This window comes from Desulfovibrio sp. Huiquan2017 (assembly GCF_017351175.1).
Classification (GTDB): Bacteria; Desulfobacterota; Desulfovibrionia; order Desulfovibrionales; family Desulfovibrionaceae; genus Pseudodesulfovibrio.
Map to the genome: position 1 here is coordinate 22,835 of NZ_JAFMPN010000013.1, position 21,860 is coordinate 44,694.

Below are 21,860 nucleotides of genomic sequence, written 5' to 3' on the forward strand. Positions count from 1 at the left end.
GGTCGCCGTCGGCTTGTCCTTGCCGCATGTGGACGGAGGCGGCAAGGACAAGTCTCTACATACCGGAAGTACGGACGGTTATGCGTGTTTATAGAAACGCGTGGAGCAGACAGACCAGGGCGGCGACGACGATGATGAGTTTGAGAATCCGCCGGAACGCCTCGACATTGATCCATTTCACCAAGGGAAAGGCGCACAGCGCTCCCAGCACGGTTGGGGGGAAGCCGTATAGGGCATAGTGAAGGATCTCCGGCGTATAATAGCCGGAATACGCCTGGAGGCTGCAGGTGATGGCCCCGCGTATGATAAAAAAGACGCCCAAGGTGCCCAGGAATTCGCGCGGCTTCCATCCGGCATACAACCCGTAAGCGCCGACAGGCGGGCCGTCGAAGGAGATGGACGTCCCCAACAACCCGGCCAGGAACCCCGCCGCGCCACCGGCCTTCCAGGAATTCCCGCTGGCCCGGCGTACGCGGAAGAAGTGCTGCCAACACACGAAAAACACTAGCAATATGCCGACGGACGCCTGCAAGACGTTTCCGGGAAGCAGCAACAGGACAAACAGCCCCGCCACCGACCCCGGCACGGCTCCTGCGAGCATGGGCAACAGGGCCGATACGCGGCAAAAGCGGAAATGCATGAGCGCGATCGAGCCGTCCATGGCCATGTTGAGGATGCAGCTGAGCACGATGACGTCCTGAATGGGGAGGAAAAGCGCGGCGATGGGCACGGCGAACATGGCTCCGCCGATACCGCTCGCGCCCGAGATGAACCCGCCCGCAAACCATGCGCACATGATCACGATGATATTAGTATCCATCCATTCCCTCTCCCGCATCCTGCCCTGATCGGGAAATGCGCATCTCCAGAGTTGGCGACGATTCCAGATGCCCCCGGAGACGAAGCCGCCCCCAGCCGGGCACCGGACGCGGCGCGGCAACGAAACCGAATGAAGCCGAGGTGCTCAACCGCGAGCCCCGGCGCTTCCGGCTTTCCGCATGGCGGCCTCGCGTTCCGCCAGGGAGCCGAAGCCAAGTTCGCGCATCAGCAGTTCATAGCGCTCTCCGGCAAGATTCCGGTCCTCGCGGTGCGCGGTCGCCACGCAGTCGGCATAGGCGCCGATGGTGGCGGCGGAATAGGTTTGCAGCTCGGCGAACAGATAACGGCGAAAGGCGTCGCCGCCGTCGGCCTCCACCACGAGGGGGTAGGCGGCCGCTATGGCGTCGCGCCAGGCGCACTCCGAGCGCGAGATATCCCGGATGCGCGGATCGGGGTTGAAGGGCGGGATCTGTCCCTCCATCACCGCATATTTCTCGGTCATGAAATTTCGTCCATCCGCCTCACCCCGGCGCAAATCCTCCAGATAGCTTTCCGCAAAGGCATCGGAAAGCACCGCGTGGGTCATCCGGCGCATGAGCCGGAATGCCTCGGGCTGCTCCTGGCAGTCGGCGCGGCCGCCCCGGTTGCGCACCTCCAGGAACATGGCCAGTTCCCGCTCGACCACCTCGGCCAACATTTCCTCGCGTGTCACCATGTTCGCTCCTCCTTCATTGCTTCAATGGTTCCGGGGGCGTATGCAAAGCCGGGGCCGATGCGGCAGGCTGTGAGATAACGCCATTGTTTTCGGTAGGTTGCCGGTCCGGCCGCGAGGCCGGACAAGGCGGATTGGCTGATGGTCATCAAGAAAAATTCGCATTCGGGAAGAAATCTACGGGAAAAGAAGTTTTTCTTTCTTTTGGAGGATGATAACTAAAGTCTTTTTTGTGTTTTATGCAAGAATGCTGATCGGTTAGTTGGTGTTTGTGCAATTTGGCACATGCGTTGCAAAATTCCGCGCAGTCGAGAGGTCCATGCCCGACGCCCGCTATCCCGGCTTTTCCGGGTGCGGAATGAGGATTTGTGGAGAACACACCAACCTAATCGAGGAGGTTAGGAAATCCATGTCCACGGAAACCAAGCTAGCAAAAACGCTTACTCCAATTCAGGTCTGCGCACTTGCGCTCGGCTCCATCGTCGGGTGGGGCTGCTTCGTCCTTCCGGGCGATGTCTTTCTGCCCAATGCAGGCCCAATGGGCACCCTGATCGGTTTCGCCGTCGGCGCGATCCTGATCAGCTTTGTCGCCATGGCCTACAGCTACATGATCAAATACGCCCCGGTGGCGGGCGGCGAATTCGCCTGGGCCTACATCGGCTTTGGCCCCACGGCCTCGTTTATCTGCGGCTGGGCGCTCATCATCGGGTACATCGCCATCATCGCCATCAACATCTCCGCGCTGTCCTTGATCTGCCGCTTTCTGATGCCGGGCGTGTTCGAGTTCGGCAGCCTTTACACCCTGGCGGGGTGGAAAGTCTATACCGGCGAGGTCCTCATCATGAGCATCGCCGTGATCGCCTTCGGCGTGATGAACTACCGTGGCGTCAGCGCGGCCGGCAAGCTCCAGGTGGTGCTGGCCTTCATGCTTTCCTTCGGCATCCTCTCCTTGTTCTGCGGCGTCAACGTGCTGGAGACCGCGCACTTCTCGAACCTGACTCCGCTCTTCGCCGAGGGCAAGTCCCCGTTTACCTGCGTCCTGATCGTCTTCGCCATTTCGCCTTTTCTCTTTGTCGGGTTCGACACCGTCCCCCAGACGGCCGAGGAATTCGCCTTCAACCCGTCCAAGTCGCGCAACATCATGCTCATAGCCATCTTCGTGGGTATGGTTCTGTACAGCTTGGTGACCTTGTCCGTCGGCATGGCCATTCCCTATCCTGAAATGCTCAAGCAGATGGCGGCGGAAAAGATGGCCGGCGAAACGGCCTGGGCTACCGCTGCGGCGGCGCACATGGCCTTTGGCAAGCTCGGTTCCACACTCCTCGCCTGCGCCGTGTTCGGCGCGGTCTGCACCGGCATCAACGGCTTCTACGTGGCCTCCACCCGCCTGTTGCTGGCCATGGCCCGCAGCCGGATCCTGCCTTCCTGGTTCGGTGAAATCCATCCCAAGTACCGCACCCCGCACAAGGCCGTCATCTTCACGATCATCATCGTGCTGATGACCCCGTACGCAGGCCGCTCCGCCGTGGGCTGGACCGTGGACATGAGCGCCGTGGGCACGGCTGTGGGCTACCTGTTCACCTGCCTGTCTGCGCACCGCATGTTGTCGCGCGTCAGCGAGGAGAGCGCCAGGCGGAAGCGGATCTACTGCACGATCGGCGCACTGACCGCAGTCCTCTGTCTGCTGCTGCTGTGCATCCCCGGTTCGCCTGCGGCCATCTCCGAGGCGCCTGCGTGGTGCCTGATCATTTGGGTAGCCATGGGCATCTGCTTCTACTTCTCCAGCCGCAAGGTCTGGTCGCAACTGCCGGAAAACGAGCTTCGCCGCGACATCCTCGGCACGGAGGATATCCAGGTCTTCTTCAAGGGAAGCAAGGCCCCGGAGATCCCCGCCCCTGCCGACTAGCCCCTTGTCGGCATCCCCCCCGCCCCGCCCTGGCGGGGGGGATCACGACGGGGACAGTCCGATAGCCGGAGTGTTCATGTTGCGAAAATCCATTTATACCTGCGGGCCGGTGCTCATCCTCACCGGCGCGCTCTGTTTCAGCACCACGGGCTTCGCCTCGGCGCTGGCCGTGGCCGACGGGGCCTCGGTGCTCGCGGTCGGCGCGGTACGCATGCTCATCGGCGGCGCGGCGCTGGCGGCCTGGTGCGCCTGGCGGGGCGTCCTGCCGCACCGGAAGGGCTGGTCGCCGGGTGATCTACTGGCGCCCACCCTGGCCCTGGCCGCCTACCAACTGTTGTTCTTCAAGGGGACGGACATGGCGGGCGTGGCCTTGGGCACGGTGATGAGCATAGGCGTCTCGCCGGTCGCCGTCGCCATACTCAATTGGGTCGTCAATGCGGAAAAACCGGCGCGCGCCTGGTACCCGGCCACAGCCGTGGCCATCTTGGGGCTGGTGCTGCTGAACTGGACCGACGCGCCGACGGAGCGCCTGCGCTCCCTGCTGCCTTCCATCGGGGCCGGGGTCGCCTACGCCGTCTACCTGGTCTACAGCAAGCCGTTGCTGCGTTTCGCGCCGGAGGCCGGCATCATGTTGGTCTGCCTGCTGTGTGGACTCTGCCTTTCGCCGTTCCTGTTCCTTTCGCCCATGCGCTGGCTGGCCTCGGGCAGGGGCATTGCCGTGGCCCTGGACCTCGGCGTGGTCACGGCGGCGCTCGCCTTCACCCTCGTGCTTGGCGGATTGCGCACCACCCCGGCGCCCACGGCGGCGACCCTGGGGCTGGCCGAACCGCTCTGCGCCGCGCTGCTCGGATTCTTCTGCCTGCACGAAGCGGTCACGCCGCTGGCGGTCGCGGGCATCGCCTGCCTGATGGGCGGGGCGTTGCTTCTCTCACTGTGGTCGCCGCCTTGCAATTCCTTTAATAATCAGTCAAAAATTAAAAACCGGACGTGAGAGACGAAATGGGGAAAATGCGCAATGAGGAGCTTCGAGATCGACACATTGCATGACGTCAGCCGGGAAATCGTTTTGACACCGGAGATGCGCGCCCTGTGGGAGTCCATGGCCGTCGGCGTGGCCGTGGTCAACGCCCAGGGCATCTGCGAGTACATGAACTCCATCCAGCGCCGCACGGACGGGTTCACCCACATCGAGGTGGTGGGAAAACCGATCACGAGCCTCTACCTTCCCCACGAGCGCGACCTCATTCCAACCATGGAATGCCTCCAGAAAAAGTCGCCCCTGCTCAAGCGCGCCTACTGGTACAAGACCTCGAACAACTATCTGGCCAGCACGGTAACGGATTTTTTCCCGCTCTTCGACAACGGCAAGATCGACGGCTGCATCGCATTCATTATCTGGCTCGGGCCCACCCTGATCAAGGGAAAGCAGGGCAAGAGCAAGGCCCCGGCCTTTTCCAACAACATCTCCGGCCTTTATTCGTTCGAAAGCATCGTGGGCCGCAACGCCCAACTGAACGAGGTCATCCTGGCCGCCAGGGCCGCCGCGAAAACCTCGGCCTCGGTCATGATCTGGGGTGAATCGGGCGTGGGCAAGGAGGTCTTCGCCCAGGCCATCCACTCCGAAAGCCGACGGAACGGAAAGCCGTTCATCCCCGTCAACTGCGCGGCGATTCCGGAAAACCTGCTGGAAGGCATTCTGTTCGGCACGGTCAAGGGAGCCTATACCGACTCCATGGACAAGGCCGGGCTTTTTGAAAAGGCCGACGGCGGTACCCTTCTGCTCGACGAATTGAATTCCATGCCCCTGGCTCTCCAGACCAAACTGCTGCGGGTGCTCCAGGAAAAGCGCGTGTGCAGGCTCGGCTCCTGTTCCGAGATTCCGGTGGATGTCCGCATAGTCAGCGTGCTTAACGAACCGCCCCTGGACGCAGTGGAGCGGGGCGTCCTGCGCCTTGACTTGTTTTACCGGCTCGCCGTGGTCGGGCTGGAAATCCCGCCCCTGCGCGAACGCAGGGACGACATCCCCATCCTGGCCAACTCCTTTGTCGAGACCTCGGACCTGCGCGCCGGGCACAGGTCGATCCGCTTTTCCGACGAGGTCTTCCAGCAGTTCCTGGAATACACCTGGCCGGGCAACATCCGCGAGCTGGCGCACGTCATCGAGTGCTGCCTGGTCATGCTCGGCTCCGAGGATGTGATCACCGACTCCTGTCTGCCGCCGCACTTCCGGAAGGCGCACCGGAACTCGGAACACGCGGCCGCGCCAGCGGCGTCCATCGCGTCCGTCGCGGCCGAGACGCACGGCGTCAGGTCGTATTTCAACTACGCCGAGGTCAAGCGCGGCGAAGTCATTCCGCTCAAGCAGTGTATGAACGCCTACGAGCGCCGCTGCATCCAGAACGTGCTGCGCGTGACGGGCGGCAACGTGGCCAAGGCCGCCCGCATCTTCAAGATGACGGCGGCGGGCCTGCGCTACCGGATCAAGACGCTCGACATCTCCGACGGCTATTGAGCCGCCTTCCGCCGGGGCGTTCCTCTGGACGTCTACGGCGAAAGGAATCTTCTCGAAAAGAAAAATTTCCACCGAATCGCAAAGAGATATTGTTTTCCCCGGCCCCGGGTCATTGGCCAAAAAACCAAGTAAAATAGGCACATTGGGAGCATCAGTTGGGTGGCACGCCTTGTGCTAACCCTCATAGTAATCGCCCCAATTGCGGCGCAATGAACCAAACCCCAACCGGGAGCAAACGCTATGACGCAAATCGAGTCCACCAACTCCAAGAAGCAGGCCATCGATGCCGTGGCGAGCATGCCGTTCGACATGGACAAGGTGTCCACCGGCCCCAAGGCGTACAATATCAACTGGGAGACGATGAACGCGCGGTTCCAGGAACATAAGGACTTCCTCATGGAAGCGCCGCAGGTCATGGACCCGGAACGGCTCCAGTTCCTGCACGACGTCTACACCGAGTACAACGGCGAGCCCGTGGTCTACATCCGCGCCAGGCTGCTCGAACGCGTGCTGACCCAGAAGAAGATATTTCTCGACGGCAATCCCATCGTCGGCACCCTCACCGGAACACGGTGCGGCGTCTATCCTTATCCCGAGTGGAATGTCCAGTGGATCAAGGACGAGATGCAGATGGCCAAGATGACGTCCCTGGGTGAAATGAAGATCCCCCAGGAGACCGAGAATCTGCTGAAGCAGACCTACAAGGAGTGGAAGGGCCGCACCTGCATCGACCTGAACAACAAGATGTTCAAGGACATGTTCGGCTTCGATTCGCGTCCCTATCACAAGGGCGGCATGTTCTACGAGAACGTCAGCGTCGCCAGCGGTTCCGGCATTGCGGACTATCCCAAGGTGCTGAACAACGGCATGTGCGCAGTGCTCGACGACCTCAGGGAGCGCCTGCGCAATTGTCCCACCACGTTGGCCGACAAGGAGCGCTTCGATCTCTACCGCGCCATGATCGTGGTCTGCGAGGCCGTCATCGCCCATTCCCACCGCTACGCCGAGTTGGCGGAGAGCGCCGCAGCCGAGGAGGCCGATCCGAAGAACAAGGCCGAACTCCTGGAGATCGCGGAGATCTGCCGCCGCGTGCCCGAATTCCCGGCCCGCAACTTCCGCGAGGCCATCCAGTCCTTCTGGTTCACGCACCTGTGCATCGAGACCGAGCAGATGGCCTGCGCCACCTCGCCCGGCCGCTTCGGCCAGTACATGTACCCTTTCTACAAGAAGGACATCGAAGAGGGTAAGTTGAATCGTGAGCAGGTCGTGGCCCTGCTGAAGCTGCAATGGATCAAGCACATGGAGTTGGCCGAGTACCAGGGCGGCTCCTACGCCAAGACTCTTTCCGGCCACACCGGTCAAACCATGACCATCGGCGGCCTGGACAGGGATGGCCGCGACGCCAGCACCGAACTCGAGGTGCTGTTGCTCGAGACCCAGCTCCAAGCCCGCGGCATCCAGCCGACCCTGACCCTGCTCTATCATCCGAAGCTGTCCGAGGCCTATATGGGCAAGGTCGTGCAGTGCATCCGCGGCGGCTCCGGCCAGCCCCAGATCCTCAACAATACCGCCGTGATCGAGCGCACCCTGGCCCGCTTCGCCCAATACAAGGACGGCATCACCCTGGAGGACGCCCGCAACTGCGGCAACTATGGCTGCGTGTCCACCGGCATCTGCGGCAAGGGCAGCTTCATCACCCAGGAGGACCAGCCCTGCCTGGCCAAGATCATCGAAATGGTGATGTACAACGGCAAGGACCCCCGGACCAAGAAGCAACTGGGTGTGGAGACCGGCGACATCACCTCGTTTGATAGCTTCGACGAGCTGTACGACGCCTACAAGGTTCAGTTGAAGCACCTTTTCGCCGTCTCCCGCAAGCATTCCGACCTGTCGCAGATGGCCCGCCTCCAGGTGGTTCCCAGTGTGCTGCGTTCGGTGATGTACGACGGCTGCATTGAAAAGGGCATGTGCGAGGAGGCCGGGGGAACCCGCTATCCGCAGGTCAACCCGATCATGACCGCCGGTATCGACGCCGCAAACTCGTTGCTGGCCATCAGGCACCTCGTCTTCGACACCAAGAAGATCACCATGGAGCAGCTCATGACGGCCATCAAGGCCAACTTCGAGGGATACGAGGAAATCCGCAAGATGTGCTACGACGCGCCCAAGCACGGCAACGACTATCCGGAGATCGAGGAGTTCGTGCAACAGTACTACCACGATGTGGATGAGATCCACGACTCCATCGGCCCCGATTGTTTCGGCTACCGCACTCCGCTCGACGCGTACTCCCTGTCGTACCACAACTACTTCGGCGCACTCATGGGAGCGCTGCCGACCGGCCGCAAGGCGGGCGTCGCCCTCACCGACGGTTCGGTCTCGGCCATGCCCGGCACGGACCACGAGGGCATAACCGCCCTGATCAAGGCCGGCGCCACGGCCATCGACACCGTCCGCTACGGCGCGAACCACTTCAACGTCAAGCTGGTCCCCGCCGCCCTTGAAGGCCCCGGTGGCACACGTCTGTTGACCTCGTTGCTCAAGACCTATTGCGACCTCGGCGGCTCGCATATCCAGTTCAACGTGGTCACGTCCGCGACCCTGAAGGAAGCGCAGGAGGCCCCCCAGGAATACAAGGACCTCGTGGTCCGCGTGGCGGGCTTCAGCGCCTACTTCACCCGCCTGGACAAGGGCGTCCAGGATGAAATCGTGAAGCGCACTGAATACTCGCAGGCCTGCTAAGGCCTCGCAACCTCCAGTGGTGCGCCGCCACCTCCCGGCGGCGCACCACCCCCTAGATCATAAAACGACCGGGAGAGATTCATGTTGAAAGGTATGGTTTACAACATTCAGCGCATGTCGGTGCAGGATGGCCCGGGCCTGCGCACCACAGTCTTTCTGAAGGGCTGTCCGTTGCGCTGTCTTTGGTGCAGCAACCCGGAATCACAGGCGTTCACCCCGCAGCTGATGTGTTTTGAAAATCTCTGCACGGGATGCGGCGCCTGCGAAGCGGCCTGCCCGAACGGGGCCGTGACCCGGCTGCGCAACGGCAAGTTCGGACGCGATCTGGAGCAATGCACGGACTGCGGCGCCTGTGCGTCCGTGTGCCCCAGCGGCGCGCGCGACATGTCGGGGAGGCTGATGACCGTCGAGGAAGTCATGGAGGTCGTCCGCAAGGACGGAACCTTCTACCTCAACTCCGACGGCGGCGTGACCTTCGGCGGCGGCGAACCCACGGCGGCCGGTGATTTCTTCCTCGCCCTGCTCCAACAGGCGCACGACGAGGCCTACCACTGCACGGTGGACACCTGCGGCCAGTGTCCAGAAGACCGCTTCCGGAAAACCATCGAGCTGGCGGACCTGCTGCTCTTTGACTGCAAACATATGGACCCCGCCCGGCACAGGGAACTGACCGGGCAGGACAACACGCTCATTCTGAGGAACCTCCGCAGCGCCCTGGGCTCCAACACGCCGGTGCGCATCCGCATGCCGCTCATGCCGGGCCTGAATGATACGGAGGAGAATCTGGCGGCCATGGCCGATTTTTTGGGGGATTTCGGCCTCCGGGAAGTCGAGATCATGCCCTGCCACTTCTTCGGCCGGAATAAATACCTCGCCTTGAACCGGGCTTTGCCTCTCATGCGGCAGTACGAACCCGAGGAACTCAAGGCGGTCAACGAACGCTTCCAACGGCACGGACTCAGGCCGGTCGTCGTGTAGCGCGCAAGAAACGAGGAACGCATGTTTACCATAAACGTGGCGGACGCCATTCTCGAAAGGCTCCGCGAGATACTTGAGGACGAGGATGAAGGCGTCTGTATCCGCCTGCGCGAATACTGCGTCGGCGGAGGATGAAATAGCAAGGTCGTGCTTGGTCTAGGCACGGATGAACCCGATGAAGAGGATGACGAGCGGATCGACGTGAAGGGCGTCCCGTTCATCGCCGAAAAGGACTTTCTGCTGAATCACGGTGGAAACTACGAATTGACCCTGAACGAAGGCCAGCAAATGGTCTTGAAGGCGCTCGCGGAAGCGTAACCGGACCGGGCCGCGGTGTCGGCGTGGCAAAGGGCCATCCCCGCAAGCGCGAAAAGGAGAAAACATGTTTACAGTGGATACGACGGAGGAGCTTCTCGGAAAGCTCCGCGACCTGTTGGCGGAGGAAGACCCGGAGACCTGCGTGCGCCTGCGCGAGTATAATGCCGGATGCGGCTGCCACAGCAAGATTCGGCTTGGTTTGGGGCTGGATGAACCGGAAGAGGAAGACGAACAGATCAGCGTGCAGGGAATTCCGTTTGTCGCGGAAAAGGATTTTCTGCTGAAGCACGGCAGGTCCTACGCTCTGGCTTTCGACGAAAACAAGGAAACCGTTCTCACCCCTCTGGATGTGTCGGATTAGGTCGAAATCGGCCGTATTTCCGCCTCGGAATCCGGCGCATCACTCATCCCCCTTTCGAACATCGGAAGGGGGATTTCCTTTTCCCGCAACGACGACGTCCGGATCAAGCATGGCGTCTTCTTTGCTCAAAACGACAACAGCTCGTGCGGCAATATATCATCCCTGGACGTCAGGCCGCCCAGGGACGGCGGGCGACTCTCACTGTTGCCGCTGAAGATGCCCACCAGGGTGACATGCGGCCAGGGGGAGGGTGTTGTGACAAACGTCATTACGGCAATATCCTCTGTCTCTTCGTCTTTGGCGATGCAATTGGCCCTCTCCGGTGTTTCGGTCATTCAATAAAAAAGCCGGGCGTCCTTCACGGAACGCCCGGCTTTAAATCGGTATAAAATCCCGCCTACCAGATCTGGAAACTGAAACCCATGGTGGCGGTGAGGTCGGGCACGGAGTCATCGTCACAGCCGAGGGCGAAGGCGAGGCTGGAATTGGCGGACAGCCGTTCGGTGATATCCCAGCTCGCTCCCATGCCTGCATCGGCCCAGTCCTGATCAAGCTTCGAGCCTGCATAGGAGAACGCCCCAAGGCCGGTGGCGGTGCCGCCCATACCCGAGGACTTGTCCTCGAAACGATGGTCCCAGGCCAGCCAGGCCCAGGTGCCCACCTTGTCGAAGAGGGCAACGTCGGTCCGCAGGCCGGTTCGGATGGAGTTGGAGGTCTCGTCGCGGCTGTCGTAACTGGCCGGGAAGGGGCCGCCCGACTCGGAGTAGCCGTCGATGTGCGTGTTCTGCCAAGTGTATTCGGCAAAGGGGGTCAGGGCGAAGGAGTTGGTCACGCTACGGGTCCACTGGGCCCGGCCGGACAGGCCGAAGACCTCGGCGTTCGTGTGGCCAGAGGAGGTGGCGGAGCCTGCGCCGTTCGCATAGCCGCGCTTCAGGTCCAGGTTCACGGTCTGCCAGATGGCGGCCACGCGAAATTCCAGCCCGGTGCCGTCCGGGGCGTAGACCACGAACGCGCCGGGACCTACGGCCTGGATGTCCTGGTTTCCGCCGTGGCTGGTATCCAGGTCGCGCTCGTCCCCGAACAGGCCGCCGCCGAAGCGCCATTCACCTTCCGCCCAGCTCAGGCCGACGCCGCCGTGCAGGCCGAGGTCGTCGCCGTTCAGTTCGATGTTGGTGCCTACGGAGCCGACCATCCACAGGTCCAGCCGACCCGGCATCTCGTCACCGCTGGACAGGCCCGACTCGGTTCCCGCGCCTGCGTCGGACCCGGTATCCGCGCCGGAACCCGGCCCGGTCACGGAGAACTGCATGCCCTGGCCACCGGCCACGCCGCCCAACCGGCTCATGGACAGCTGGCCCATGGAAGAAACCGCCGGACCGACCTGGCCCATGGTCCCCAGGGATTGGTAGAATTCGTCCGGGGTGATGAGACCGCCCACGGTCACGTTGGCAAGAAACGCGGTGTATCCCCCTGGCACCGAGCCTGTTCCGACCATGATGGAACCATCGGCACTCACGCCCGTCACTTCCTCCAGGAAAGAGGTGGCGGGAAGGGTGACCCCCTTCTCCTCCAGGACCTCACGCAGATTATGGAAGGTATAGGAAGAGTTCGAGCCGGACCAGTATGCGGCCCTCCTGTGTCCGCTCGAAAGGCTCGCCGATCCTACGACGACGGAACCGCTGTTGTTTATCGCATTCAGGTCCAGCGAGGTGTATCCCGTCGGTACGTTCACCGCGGCCGTCTTTTGGCCCGAAGTGGCGTTCCAGATAATGAAAACATCGCCTGAGAAGGTCGTCCCCGCTACCGTCGTGCCGTCCCCGCTTATAAAATTACTATAGCTCCCACTCGAGTCCTCCAGGTTCACGGTCGAAGTCCACGTTCCAGAGGAATTGACGGTCCACACCAGGGCACTGGTTCCGTTAGTGGCTCTTCCCGCCACTTTCCAAATGCCGTTATTGAGTGAGCTGATGGTATTCCCTATGGAGTTTGCGGACAGGAGCACTGGAGCAACCGGTGAAGAAAGCGTGGACCAGTCGGAAGGCGCGATCCATAGCGCCGCTGTGCTGCTGCTGCTCGTGCCCGCGAGGGCCGTACCATCCGAATTGAGTGAGGGTATATAAAAGGTGTTGGCGTCCGCCAGTATTCCGCCAGTCCCGGTAAGGGTGTACGACGTGCCGGTGGTCCGGGAAAAGAGATACGATGTAGTCGAGGTGTTGTAGGTCACCTCACCAGTATTGGACATACTCCAAAGATTATAGACTCCGGAGGCGATGTCTGTCGACGTTCCTCCGGAAACAGGTGCCATAAACAGTTCGCGGGAACCGTCCATGTAGGCAAGAGTGGTCCCGTCTCCACTGATGAGAACATTTCTGGCACCGGGTATTCCGGTCAAATCATCCGCATGAGTGACAGTGCAGAGCAGCAGGACGAACAACAGCGTGGCGGCGCACAGGACGCGGCAAGGGCGGACAACGCGGGAATACAGCTGAATGGACGGCACGGTGATCTCCTCACGATCAGGCCCGTACGGCGGGGAGATTTCCCGGAGCTACGGACGATTTTTAAATTTTCAATATCGTCTTTACCCCATCCCAAAGGCCTCGTCTGTCCGGGAAAACACGTACAAGTCCAATTTTCTTGAGAAACATTGTTGAAAGATAGGGGTGCCCTTTGTATGGTCGCTCAACTGTAGCTCCCCGCCGTGGCCGGGCCGCATTCTTCCGACAAGGCGTAGAGGATGAAGACCTTCGCACTGAAACTTTCCGCCGGGACCCGCCGGATCGCCGTCATCCTGATCCTGGCCGTGCTGTTCGCCCTGGCCGGATGCCTGTGGACGATGAATCCGCCTCCCCGCGCGGCGAATGGGGTTCTCGACCTGCGCACCTATGACCCGGACGCCCAGGGCCCAGCCGCCTTGGACGGCCAGTGGGAATTCTACTGGGACCGCCTGCTGAGTCCGAAGGACTTCGCACCGAACGGAGATGCTCCCGGTACGACTGGCTACCTCGCCTTTCCGGGGACATGGCAGGGCTTCCGCCTTGACGGCGAAAAGCTGGACGGCACCGGCCAGGCCACCTTCCGCCTGCGGCTCAAGCTCTGGCCGGATGCCCGGAAGCTGGTGCTGCGTCTGTTCGACATTCCCATGGCCTACACACTGTGGGCCGATGGAGAACTCGTGGCGCAAAGCGGCACCGTGGGTACGGATGCGGACGCGGAAATTCCCCGCCGTTCGCTGGTGCTGGCCGAAATCGAACCCAAGGGAAGCGACATGGAGTTGGTGCTCCAGGTCTCCAACCACCATTTTCGCTCAGGCGGCGTGCCCGAAAGCATCGAGATGGCGCCGCCCGGCCCGCTGGAAACCAACCGCGACCGGCATTGGGCCGTGTCCTTTCTCTTTGCGGGCTGCCTGCTGATCATGGCCGTGTACCATCTCCTCCTGTTCCACCAGAACCGGAAGTTGCCGTCGGCCTTCCATTTCGGCATCTACAGCCTGTTCATGCTCGGCTACTGCACCACCTCGAACACCTCGTTTTGGGCCGCAAATCTGTTCCTCCCGCCGCTGCCGCCTGCCTTGGCGGAGTATTTTCCCCTGTTCTGTTACCTCGCCCTGGGGCCCTTTCTCTACCGCTTCTACAAGTCCCTGTACCCGGAGGAAATTCACACGGTCGTCCGGTATATTGTCGATCTCCGCCTGGCGATCTTCGTCGTGCTCCTTTTCTTTGCCCCGGACTATCGCATCTCCCAATACATCGCCTTCACCATACTGTTGAGTTCGCTCTACGGCATCTACTACATCCAGCGGCTCACCGTCTGCGTACGGCGGAGACGCAACGGCGCAGGGCTGCTGCTTACGGGCTCACTCGTCTTCCTGCTCGTCAGTCTGAACGACGGACTGGCCCACGCCAAGGTCATCAACAGCGTGTATCTCCTCGAACCGGGCATGTTCATTTTCGTGGTCACCCAGTCCCTGGCCCTGGCCAAACGGTTCACCCACGCCCTGGAGGCCGAGGAACATCTCTCCGGCGAACTGGAACGCAAAAATGCCTCCCTGCTGGCCGAGATCGAGGAACGAAACCGGTTGGAGCGGGAAGTGGTCAACATCAGCGAGGAGGAACGCCGCCGCATCAGCGTCGAACTGCACGACGGTCTGTGCCAGAAACTCACCGGAGCGCGGCTGCGCGCAGCCATCCTGAACAAACGTCTTTCCGGCACCGAAGAGGCCGAGGCCATGGCCAGTCTGACGGCGTTGCTGGATGCCTCCACCGACGATGCCTACCGCACTTCGCGCGGACTCTGGCCCGTGGAGCATGATCCCTCGGTCCCCGGCCCCTCGCTGGAGGACCTGGCGCGCACGGTCTCCAAGGACACCGGCATTGCCGTGACTTTTGAAAGACACTGCCATTGCGGCCAGTGCACCAATCCCCACATGACAACCCTTTACCGGATCGCCCAGGAGGCCTTGACCAACGCGGCCAAGCACGCCAGGGTGGACATCATCCGCATGGATCTGCGCTGCCCCGTCCGAAGCGGAATCTCCCTCACCGTCCGCGACGACGGCGTCGGCCGGGAGGCGACCGCACGGCACGGCACCTCCAACGGCGGACTGGGACTCGGTATCATGGCCCATCGCGCGGGCATCATCCACGCGGACCTGCACATCGAGGACGGCCCGGATCACGGCACCGTGGTCACCTGCGTCGCCCCTTGCGATGTGGCCGCAGGGCTCAACCGGAAAATGTGAAAACAGGCACCCCATGGCACCATCTGATCCTTCCGCAGTCCGCACGCTGCTCATCGACGACCATCCCGCCGTGCGGCAGGGGCTCAATCTGCTGCTGGAATCCAGCGGGTACCGGCGCGGCACGGAGGCGGGAACGCGCACGGAGGCCATAGCCGCCCTGGAAACGGCCCGTTTCGACCTCGCGCTGCTGGACCTCTCCCTTGAGGACGGCAGCGGCCTCGACCTGCTGGCCGACCTGGCGGACCACGGTGTCCCCGCTCTGATTTACTCCATGCACGAGGACCCCGTGACCATCGACAGGGCTCTGCGTTGCGGCGCGGGCGGCTATGTCACCAAGCGCGAGGAGCCGGACGTGCTGCTGGAGGGCGTCGAGGCCCTGCTGCGCGGCGAACGCTTCGTCAGCGCCCGGGCCGGGCAAAGCCTGGCCGAAAGGACGGGAGAGGGGACAGACCCGCTGTTACTGTTGAGCGACCGGGAACGGGTCATATTCTCGGCCGTGGGCCGTGGAGCCTCCAATGCGGAGATCGCCGATCAACTCGGCATCAGCCCCCGCACCGTGGAAACGTATCTTGCGAGAATGGTCAGGAAGCTGGAGTTGGAGAACGTGCGCGCCCTGCGAAAATTCGTCATGTCGGGGAAACGGTAAGCGGGACCGCCACCCATCAGTCGTCCAGCCGCACCTCGGACAGCAACTCCGGCCATGCCTCGGCCCAGGCCGCGCCCCCGTGACCCAAGCCCGGGACCACCCGGACCTTCACCGGCGCGCCCGGTCCCAGCCGCGAGACGAAGGCCTCCGCGACCTGCCGGGTGACGTTCGCATCCGCTCCGCCCAGGAAATGCACCTGCGGCAGGGACGCAAGCCGTGCGGCATGATCCGCCGGATTGAGCGAGCCATAAAGTGGCGTGACCCCGTGCATGGCTGTCCACACGGCATGATCGAGGTTACCGCAGACAGTGACCAGCGCCGCGACATCCGCTCGCCGCTCGGCCAACAGGGCGGCCACAGCCCCGCCTCCGGAAAATCCGATCAACACTACGCGTTGCGCCCCGGCCGAGGACTTGGCCGCGTCCACGAGCCCGTTTTCCGTCCGCAACACGGCTTCGGAAAAACGCCCGGTGGTCCAGCATTCCTTGGTGCAGGCATCCCCGGACACATACTGGCAGGGGCGGCCAAGATAGGCCACGGCGGACGCAGCGTCCCTGCGGGCCAGGAGCAGCGCCGTGGGCGTGAGGGGCGTGGGGTCAAGGGAAGGGCTGGTGGGCGTGGAATAGGCCACGCCGTCGCCTTCAATGTAGATATGGAGGACATCGGCCTGTCCCCGCACCCAACCGACAGCGGGAAGCGGCGCGGCGGAATCCAGGCGGCTCCACACCGTATCCGACGCCATGGACGCGACCACATTGCCGCGTACGCACCCGGTCAGGGCCAATAAGAGAAAGAGTCCGCAAAGGATTTTCATGACGGCAGGCTTCATGGGAATCCACCTTCTGCAATCAAAAGCACCGGCGTCAAGGTCTTTCATCCTTCCGATGTCGGCCGCTTCCATGCCGCCATACTTGGACTTCCATTTGTAATACATGGCACTGTTCACGCCATACTCCCGGCATACGCCCTTGACCGCCCGTCCACCTTCCACCCACCTTCCACGGATTTCAGAATCCGGACGATCTGGTGTTCAGTAAATCTCGATTTGCGCATATGAAGCTCCTAGTCCCAATTGGGGGCGAAAGTCTCTACTTTGCAATGGAGCGATTTTACGGGGGCTTACACTCCGGCACAAAAATTAGATGACCACGACTCGATACATACACCGGTTAGGCATTACCAAGAACATTCTGGAAGACGTGTTCGGCTAACAGGCAACTAGCTCCGTAAGTGGACGTCTTCTGGCTTTCCCTTCGTCCATGCGTACTTGTTGAGAATGCTGGCCTGTACTATGTTCGGTCATCAAATCAGAAGGACGCCCCATGAGTGACAACGCCCCGGCCCCGCAATCTCAAATAGACATCTTTCCGGCCCCGGATGGAAACATCCGTGTCGAGGTTCGCTTCCTGGATGAAACGGCCTGGCTCAGCCAGAAGCTCATGGCTGAGCTTTTCCAGGTTTCGATTCCCACGATCAATGAGCATCTGAAGAACCTATTCGCAGACAGGGAGCTGGCTGAGGGGGCAGTTGTTAGGAATTTCCGAATAACTGCTTCGGACGGGAAAGAGTACCTGACCAAGCACTACAGCCTGGATGCCATCATCGCCGTGGGCTACCGCGTCCGTTCGTCCGTGGGCGTCCAATTTCGTCGATGGGCAACCGAACGATTGCGGGAGTACATGGTCAAGGGCTTTACCATGGACGACGAGCGGTTGAAGAATCCCGGCGGCTGGGATTACTTCGATGAACTGCTTGAACGCATCCGGACGATCCGGGCCTCGGAGAAGCGGTTCTACCAGAAGGTCAGGGACCTGTTTTCGCAGACCAGCGCCGACTATGACGGCAAGTCGGAAACCGCCCAGACCTTTTTCAAGACCATCCAGAACAAGATGCTCTTCGCCATTACCGGCCTGACCGCCGCCGAGATCGTGACGAATCGGGCCAACGCCACTCTGCCTAACATGGGCCTGACCAGCTTCAAGGGGGATGTGGTCCGCAAGGGTGATGTGGTGACTTCCAAGAACTACCTCCAACAAGATGAGCTCTCTAGACTGGACCGGTTAGTGACCATGTTCCTGGATCACGCCGAGGACCGCGCTGAAAAGCGGCAACGCATCACCATGCAGGAATGGGTTGAGATTACCGATAAATTCCTTGAGTTCAATGAATGGGAGGTGCTGTCCAACGCGGGCACGGTCTCTCATAAGCAGGCCGAAAAGCACGCCCATGGCGAGTACAAGGCGTTTGATGAGGCCCGCAGGCAACGGGAGTTGGAAGAGGCTGAAATCGAAGCCGAGCGGGATTTTGAGGAATTGGTGAAGGGGGTTGAACGGAAGGAGTTTAGGTAATCATGGTCATCCCTCTCAAAGTTTATCTCGACAGCTCAGACTATCGGGCATTTGTTTTAGGCTCAGAGAGTTCGCAGAGAGTTCTGAATTACCTTTTAGAGAAGAAGGAAGAGGGCCGTATTGTTATCCCCTTTTCATACCTAACGATCGTTGAGCTCTTACAGGATTATACCCCTCAATATTATCAAGACCGTGAGCAACGTGCAGATATGATTACAAAGCTGTGTGGCGCACACTGCTTCAAGTTCAGCTCTGATGATAAGGATGTTTGGGATGCCCCATATTCGTCTAGTGGTGAATGGATGCCTCTAACCATGGATGAAATGCTCGATCCTGAGAAAATGAATAGAACTATATTGAACATACTAGCCACAAGTGGTGTGCCAGCAGAAAACATACCAATATTGACGGATTCATTTCGTGAAAGAATAACTGCTGAAGTAAAGGAACAAATGTTTGCATTGCGGTCGCCTAGTCTGTTTTTTAGATACTACTTTGGTGCCATGGGCGGAAAAAACACACTTCAATCTAGCTTTCACGAGCTTTCGAGCAACCTGCACAAAATCCTTGAAGATTTGTATTCACAGGCTACATCTCAGGATTTGCAACCAGGCTCAATTCGACAAAGCACGCCAAGATTGCAAAAGATGTTTCCCGATTACTTCTTCAACATCTTCGAGGCCTTTATCCGTAAGAATTTCCGAGGGTGCCATTTCCAAAAATCAGATGGTGCTGATATTTTTCATGCGCTCTACCTTCCGCATAGTGACCTGTGGCGTACCGACGCACATTTTGCCAGCTTGCTAAAGGCGCAGAAGGTGCCGTTTCATGAGCGAATTGTTCCGAAGTTGAAAGACTTTCCAAAGCGTATTGAGGAACTGCTTGCTAAAGGGGGGTGAGGGCATTGAACTTGTTTTCAGGTTGTGGGGCGGGGGGGATTTGAACCCCCCGGGCGCCGGTCAATAGGATTAACGGTGCTCATCCAAGAAAACATGTGTTCCTCTCCCAGCTTGGAGGAACTCTCACCGTGACACCCCACAAGCGCCGTCCTACAAACCAGGCAAATCAGAATACCGATAGCTGCAACCATAATGATCTCCACGTTAATCACGAAAGTGATGTTGATAGTAAAGGTCACGATGATCCAAGCTGAGAAAGCCCATACTGATCCGAGAATCGCACCAACCCAATTGCTTAGTTGGTAACACATCATATCATTCTGGGAGAGGTTTGTCTTGCAGGCCGCAGTCGTCGGAATGAGACTGTCCCGAAGTTGGAGTGGTTTTCCGCCCCCAATTTATACGCAAACAAAAAACGGGCTACAGCGATTGCTGTAACCCGTTGATTTCTTATGGCGTCCCCAAGGGGGTTTGCCCTGTTGCCGGCGTGAGAGAACTGTCGCCCTGGATGGCAACCACGGCGTCGAACGGCTTCCTGCAAGGGGTTTGTGGTGTTCTGGAATGATTTTGTTCTATGTTTTGGGGTTTGACCGACACGTAATCGACACGTGTGGCTTTTCCAATCCAACATGATTTTGGTATAGAAATGTGTTTTTTTAGTCACTTGAGATAATTGAAAAATGGCACAAGGTGCTGAAAGCGTGGTTGGCTTTGCTGATTTATATTACCACTAGCTTTATGTAGTGAGCCAACTGAGTGGCGCAAGTTTATCGAGAGTGAAACGGCAATGCTCGGTTTGAAGCCATGAGGAGCCGCTTGCTGCTTCGTCCTTTTGTATCAAGTATAACAATGTAGATGTTCGATCATTTGTCTTCTGTCTATACATGAACACTTCTCTTGACACTAATAGTGATTCATACAATTTTTACGTGTCTGCTGACCTTCCAAGGGGTGGAACTTCAGCCGCACAAATATAGCCAAATCCGTCGCGAGGCGGAGACGGAAAGCCACGGGTCTCAAGAAGACAGCCGGGTTGCCAAAGGGGGGCCCCCTTTGTCCTTCCTCCTTATCCCTCTTGTTTTCCCTGTTGGGCTTTTCATGAGTTCAGGGCCTGCCCTGCTCAAGCTGGCGCATCAAGGGAGTGTTCATGGCTTTGGGGAAAGCCGGCGCTACAGGCGTGTCCTTTTTGCTTCTGCTGTTTGCGCTTTTGGGGACGGCTGCGGCCCGGTCCATTAATGACGTCGGGCAAGTTCAGGAGCGCATTATCCAGCGCGAGGAGGAGCGTCGCCGCGCGCGCCAGGAGCAACTCGAACGAAAAACCCAGCAGCCTCCGTCCGGAGTCGAGCTGCCACAACAACCTCCATCTAAACCAGCGGGGAGCGCAGTCTGTTTCGACGTCCAGTCCATCAATGTAACCGGCGTAACGTTGATCCCCGAAGGGACCATCGCAGGTCTGGTCAAAGGGTATGAAGGACGCTGCCTGAGCTTGGCGGATATCAACGATCTGCTCAAGGCCATCACCAACGAATACGTCGGTCGCGGTTACGTCACTTCCCGGGCCTATCTGCCGGAGCAGGACCTTTCGAGCGGCACCCTCGAGCTCAAGGTCATCGAAGGACGCATTGAAGACATCAGGCTGAACGACGGGAAAGGCGGGCACAGTCAGCTACTGGGGCCATTTTTGGGCCTTGTCGGCACGCCGCTCAATCTGCGAGACCTCGAACAGGGCCTGGATCAATTCAATCGACTGCCTTCCAACAACGCGACAATGAAGCTGAAGCCCGGCAGCAAGCAGGGGTTGAGCATCGTCGCCATTACGAACGATCCCCAAAAGCGCTGGCGCGTGTCGGTGGGTTGGGACAATTCCGGCCAGGATTCCACCGGCAAGAACCAATACTCCCTGCAATTCGACACGGATAATCTTTTCGGCGTGGGAGACCTGTTGTCCTTGAGCTATTCGGCCACCCCCATGCCTTGGGAGACGTCCGGGAAAGACAAGAACAGCCAAAGCCTTTCCGCCTACTGGGCTCTTCCGTTGGGGTATTGGACGGTCAGTCTTTCCGCCAGCAAATTCAATTATACCACGAAACTTCACGGCATGACCGACGAGTTTACCAATGATGGCGAAACCACATTTCAGTCATTGGGAATCGACCGCGTGATCCATCGCGATGCCGACAGCAAGACATCCTTGGGATTGGGCGTGGAGCACCGCGAAGTGGACAGCTGGATTGAAAATGTCCGCTTGGTGACCAGCAGTTACGAGACAACAGACCTGAGCCTTAATATCGGCCACAACCGCCGTTTGCTGGGCGGGTCATTGACGGCGGGGCTGGAATACCATTGGGGTTCTGATTTGTTGGGCTCTTCGAAAAGACTCCCCGGGGAAGGCGTACCCACCCCGAGATATAAAATGTGGGAAGGTAATCTGAGCTACTACCGCCCGTTTAATCTTGTCGGGCAATCCCTGATGTGGAGTTCGACCCTTCGCGCTCAGTACAGCCATGACACCCTGTACGGCGCCGATCAAATGTCCATCGGCAGCCGATATACGGTTCGTGGATTCTCCGAGGACAGCCTGAGCGGGGACAGCGGCGGGTACATTCGCAACGATCTCTCCTGGCGGCTACCCATCAAAAGCCCTTCTCCCGACATCCTTTCAGCCTTCGAACTGTTTGCGGGGTACGATTTCGGGATGATCCTTCGTGACAAGAAAGATCCTTACGAACGTGGACGCCTGCAAGGGGTGGCCCTGGGGTTGCGGACCTTGGGCCGAGTAAGTTCCAGCGTGACCTTGACCAAGGGTGTGGCCTCACCCGCTTTTCTTAAGAAAGAAGACACTGAAATCTATGGTTCCGTGACCGTGACGTTTTAGGGG

The 21,860-nt window shown here is 59.8% G+C and carries 17 protein-coding genes, 1 pseudogene and 1 riboswitch; of the genes and pseudogenes, 12 read left to right on the top strand and 6 right to left on the bottom strand.

Features of this window, described 5'->3' with window-relative positions:
* Positions 1–88: 88 nt before the first annotated feature.
* Positions 89–820 (bottom strand): sulfite exporter TauE/SafE family protein, encoded by a 732-nt coding sequence (locus J0909_RS12220; RefSeq protein ID WP_207263228.1) that lies wholly within the window; start codon positions 818–820, stop codon positions 89–91.
* Positions 821–964: 144 nt separating this feature from the next.
* Positions 965–1,534 (bottom strand): DUF4125 family protein, encoded by a 570-nt coding sequence (locus J0909_RS12225; RefSeq protein ID WP_207263229.1) that lies wholly within the window; start codon positions 1,532–1,534, stop codon positions 965–967.
* Between the two features lie 406 nt (positions 1,535–1,940).
* Between J0909_RS12225 and J0909_RS12230 the strand changes: the two genes are divergently transcribed.
* From J0909_RS12230 to J0909_RS12260, 7 genes are all read left to right on the top strand, one after another.
* On the top strand, positions 1,941–3,437 hold the full coding sequence (locus tag J0909_RS12230) for an APC family permease (RefSeq protein ID WP_207263230.1): 1,497 nt from the start codon (positions 1,941–1,943) through the stop codon (positions 3,435–3,437).
* 76 nt (positions 3,438–3,513) lie between these two features.
* Positions 3,514–4,428: a DMT family transporter gene (locus J0909_RS12235; protein WP_207263231.1), complete on the top strand. Its 915-nt coding sequence runs from the start codon at positions 3,514–3,516 to the stop codon at positions 4,426–4,428.
* Between the two features lie 24 nt (positions 4,429–4,452).
* Positions 4,453–5,949 carry a sigma-54 interaction domain-containing protein gene (locus J0909_RS12240; protein WP_207263232.1) on the top strand — a complete coding sequence of 499 codons (1,497 nt, stop codon included), beginning with the start codon at positions 4,453–4,455 and terminating at the stop codon, positions 5,947–5,949.
* Between the two features lie 297 nt (positions 5,950–6,246).
* Entirely contained in the window at positions 6,247–8,691 is a 2,445-nt protein-coding gene (locus J0909_RS12245) for a glycyl radical protein (protein WP_207263379.1), read from the top strand.
* Between the two features lie 81 nt (positions 8,692–8,772).
* Entirely contained in the window at positions 8,773–9,669 is an 897-nt protein-coding gene (locus tag J0909_RS12250) for a glycyl-radical enzyme activating protein (protein WP_207263233.1), read from the top strand.
* Positions 9,670–9,690: 21 nt separating this feature from the next.
* Complete coding sequence (locus tag J0909_RS12255) at positions 9,691–9,987, top strand: ErpA-related iron-sulfur cluster insertion protein (protein WP_207263234.1); 297 nt, start codon at positions 9,691–9,693, stop codon at positions 9,985–9,987.
* A 64-nt stretch (positions 9,988–10,051) separates the two neighbouring features.
* The gene (locus tag J0909_RS12260; protein ID WP_207263236.1) at positions 10,052–10,348 is read left to right on the top strand and encodes an ErpA-related iron-sulfur cluster insertion protein; all 297 of its coding nucleotides are present in this window, start codon (positions 10,052–10,054) and stop codon (positions 10,346–10,348) included.
* A gap of 125 nt (positions 10,349–10,473) precedes the next feature.
* On the opposite strand, the gene J0909_RS12265 is transcribed toward J0909_RS12260, so the two are convergent.
* On the bottom strand, positions 10,474–10,617 hold the full coding sequence (locus J0909_RS12265) for a hypothetical protein (RefSeq protein WP_207263238.1): 144 nt from the start codon (positions 10,615–10,617) through the stop codon (positions 10,474–10,476).
* A 128-nt stretch (positions 10,618–10,745) separates the two neighbouring features.
* Positions 10,746–11,864, bottom strand: a complete 1,119-nt coding sequence (locus tag J0909_RS12270; protein WP_207263240.1) for an autotransporter domain-containing protein — start codon at positions 11,862–11,864, stop codon at positions 10,746–10,748.
* A 1,221-nt stretch (positions 11,865–13,085) separates the two neighbouring features.
* Between J0909_RS12270 and J0909_RS12275 the strand changes: the two genes are divergently transcribed.
* A complete protein-coding gene (locus J0909_RS12275; RefSeq protein ID WP_207263242.1) occupies positions 13,086–15,089 on the top strand; it encodes a sensor histidine kinase in 2,004 nt (667 codons plus the stop codon).
* Positions 15,090–15,102: 13 nt separating this feature from the next.
* Positions 15,103–15,735, top strand: coding sequence for a response regulator transcription factor (locus J0909_RS12280; RefSeq protein WP_207263244.1), 633 nt, complete (start codon positions 15,103–15,105; stop codon positions 15,733–15,735).
* A gap of 16 nt (positions 15,736–15,751) precedes the next feature.
* Here J0909_RS12280 and J0909_RS12285 read toward each other — a convergent pair whose 3' ends face one another.
* A complete protein-coding gene (locus J0909_RS12285) occupies positions 15,752–16,564 on the bottom strand; it encodes an alpha/beta hydrolase family protein (RefSeq protein WP_286181998.1) in 813 nt (270 codons plus the stop codon).
* A 33-nt stretch (positions 16,565–16,597) separates the two neighbouring features.
* Positions 16,598–16,788, bottom strand: a pseudogene (locus tag J0909_RS18415) (transposase); the annotation flags it as partial.
* 269 nt (positions 16,789–17,057) lie between these two features.
* On the opposite strand from J0909_RS18415, the gene J0909_RS12290 reads away from it, so the two are divergent.
* The 3 genes from J0909_RS12290 to J0909_RS12300 all read left to right on the top strand — a co-directional run bounded on the left by J0909_RS12290 (position 17,058) and on the right by J0909_RS12300 (position 21,857).
* On the top strand, positions 17,058–18,083 hold the full coding sequence (locus J0909_RS12290; protein WP_207263247.1) for a virulence RhuM family protein: 1,026 nt from the start codon (positions 17,058–17,060) through the stop codon (positions 18,081–18,083).
* Between the two features lie 2 nt (positions 18,084–18,085).
* Positions 18,086–18,982: a hypothetical protein gene (locus tag J0909_RS12295; protein WP_207263249.1), complete on the top strand. Its 897-nt coding sequence runs from the start codon at positions 18,086–18,088 to the stop codon at positions 18,980–18,982.
* A gap of 966 nt (positions 18,983–19,948) precedes the next feature.
* A riboswitch (cyclic di-GMP riboswitch) is annotated at positions 19,949–20,023 on the top strand.
* 106 nt (positions 20,024–20,129) lie between these two features.
* A complete protein-coding gene (locus tag J0909_RS12300) occupies positions 20,130–21,857 on the top strand; it encodes a ShlB/FhaC/HecB family hemolysin secretion/activation protein (protein WP_207263250.1) in 1,728 nt (575 codons plus the stop codon).
* The last annotated feature ends 3 nt before the right edge of the window (positions 21,858–21,860 follow it).

Bases quoted from the DNA above. Each gene is read 5' to 3' on its own strand.
- J0909_RS12285 (WP_286181998.1), bottom strand. From the start codon at position 16,564: ATGAAGCCTGCCGTCATGAAAATCCTTTGCGGACTCTTTCTCTTATTG.
- J0909_RS12230 (WP_207263230.1), top strand. From the start codon at position 1,941: ATGTCCACGGAAACCAAGCTAGCAAAAACGCTTACTCCAATTCAGGTC.
- J0909_RS12300 (WP_207263250.1), top strand. From the start codon at position 20,130: ATGGCTTTGGGGAAAGCCGGCGCTACAGGCGTGTCCTTTTTGCTTCTG.
- J0909_RS12220 (WP_207263228.1), bottom strand. From the start codon at position 820: ATGGATACTAATATCATCGTGATCATGTGCGCATGGTTTGCGGGCGGG.
- J0909_RS12265 (WP_207263238.1), bottom strand. From the start codon at position 10,617: ATGACGTTTGTCACAACACCCTCCCCCTGGCCGCATGTCACCCTGGTG.
- J0909_RS12235 (WP_207263231.1), top strand. From the start codon at position 3,514: ATGTTGCGAAAATCCATTTATACCTGCGGGCCGGTGCTCATCCTCACC.
- J0909_RS12240 (WP_207263232.1), top strand. From the start codon at position 4,453: ATGAGGAGCTTCGAGATCGACACATTGCATGACGTCAGCCGGGAAATC.
- J0909_RS12250 (WP_207263233.1), top strand. From the start codon at position 8,773: ATGTTGAAAGGTATGGTTTACAACATTCAGCGCATGTCGGTGCAGGAT.
- J0909_RS12290 (WP_207263247.1), top strand. From the start codon at position 17,058: ATGAGTGACAACGCCCCGGCCCCGCAATCTCAAATAGACATCTTTCCG.
- J0909_RS12225 (WP_207263229.1), bottom strand. From the start codon at position 1,534: ATGGTGACACGCGAGGAAATGTTGGCCGAGGTGGTCGAGCGGGAACTG.
- J0909_RS12260 (WP_207263236.1), top strand. From the start codon at position 10,052: ATGTTTACAGTGGATACGACGGAGGAGCTTCTCGGAAAGCTCCGCGAC.
- J0909_RS12280 (WP_207263244.1), top strand. From the start codon at position 15,103: ATGGCACCATCTGATCCTTCCGCAGTCCGCACGCTGCTCATCGACGAC.
- J0909_RS12245 (WP_207263379.1), top strand. From the start codon at position 6,247: ATGCCGTTCGACATGGACAAGGTGTCCACCGGCCCCAAGGCGTACAAT.
- J0909_RS12275 (WP_207263242.1), top strand. From the start codon at position 13,086: ATGAAGACCTTCGCACTGAAACTTTCCGCCGGGACCCGCCGGATCGCC.
- J0909_RS12295 (WP_207263249.1), top strand. From the start codon at position 18,086: ATGGTCATCCCTCTCAAAGTTTATCTCGACAGCTCAGACTATCGGGCA.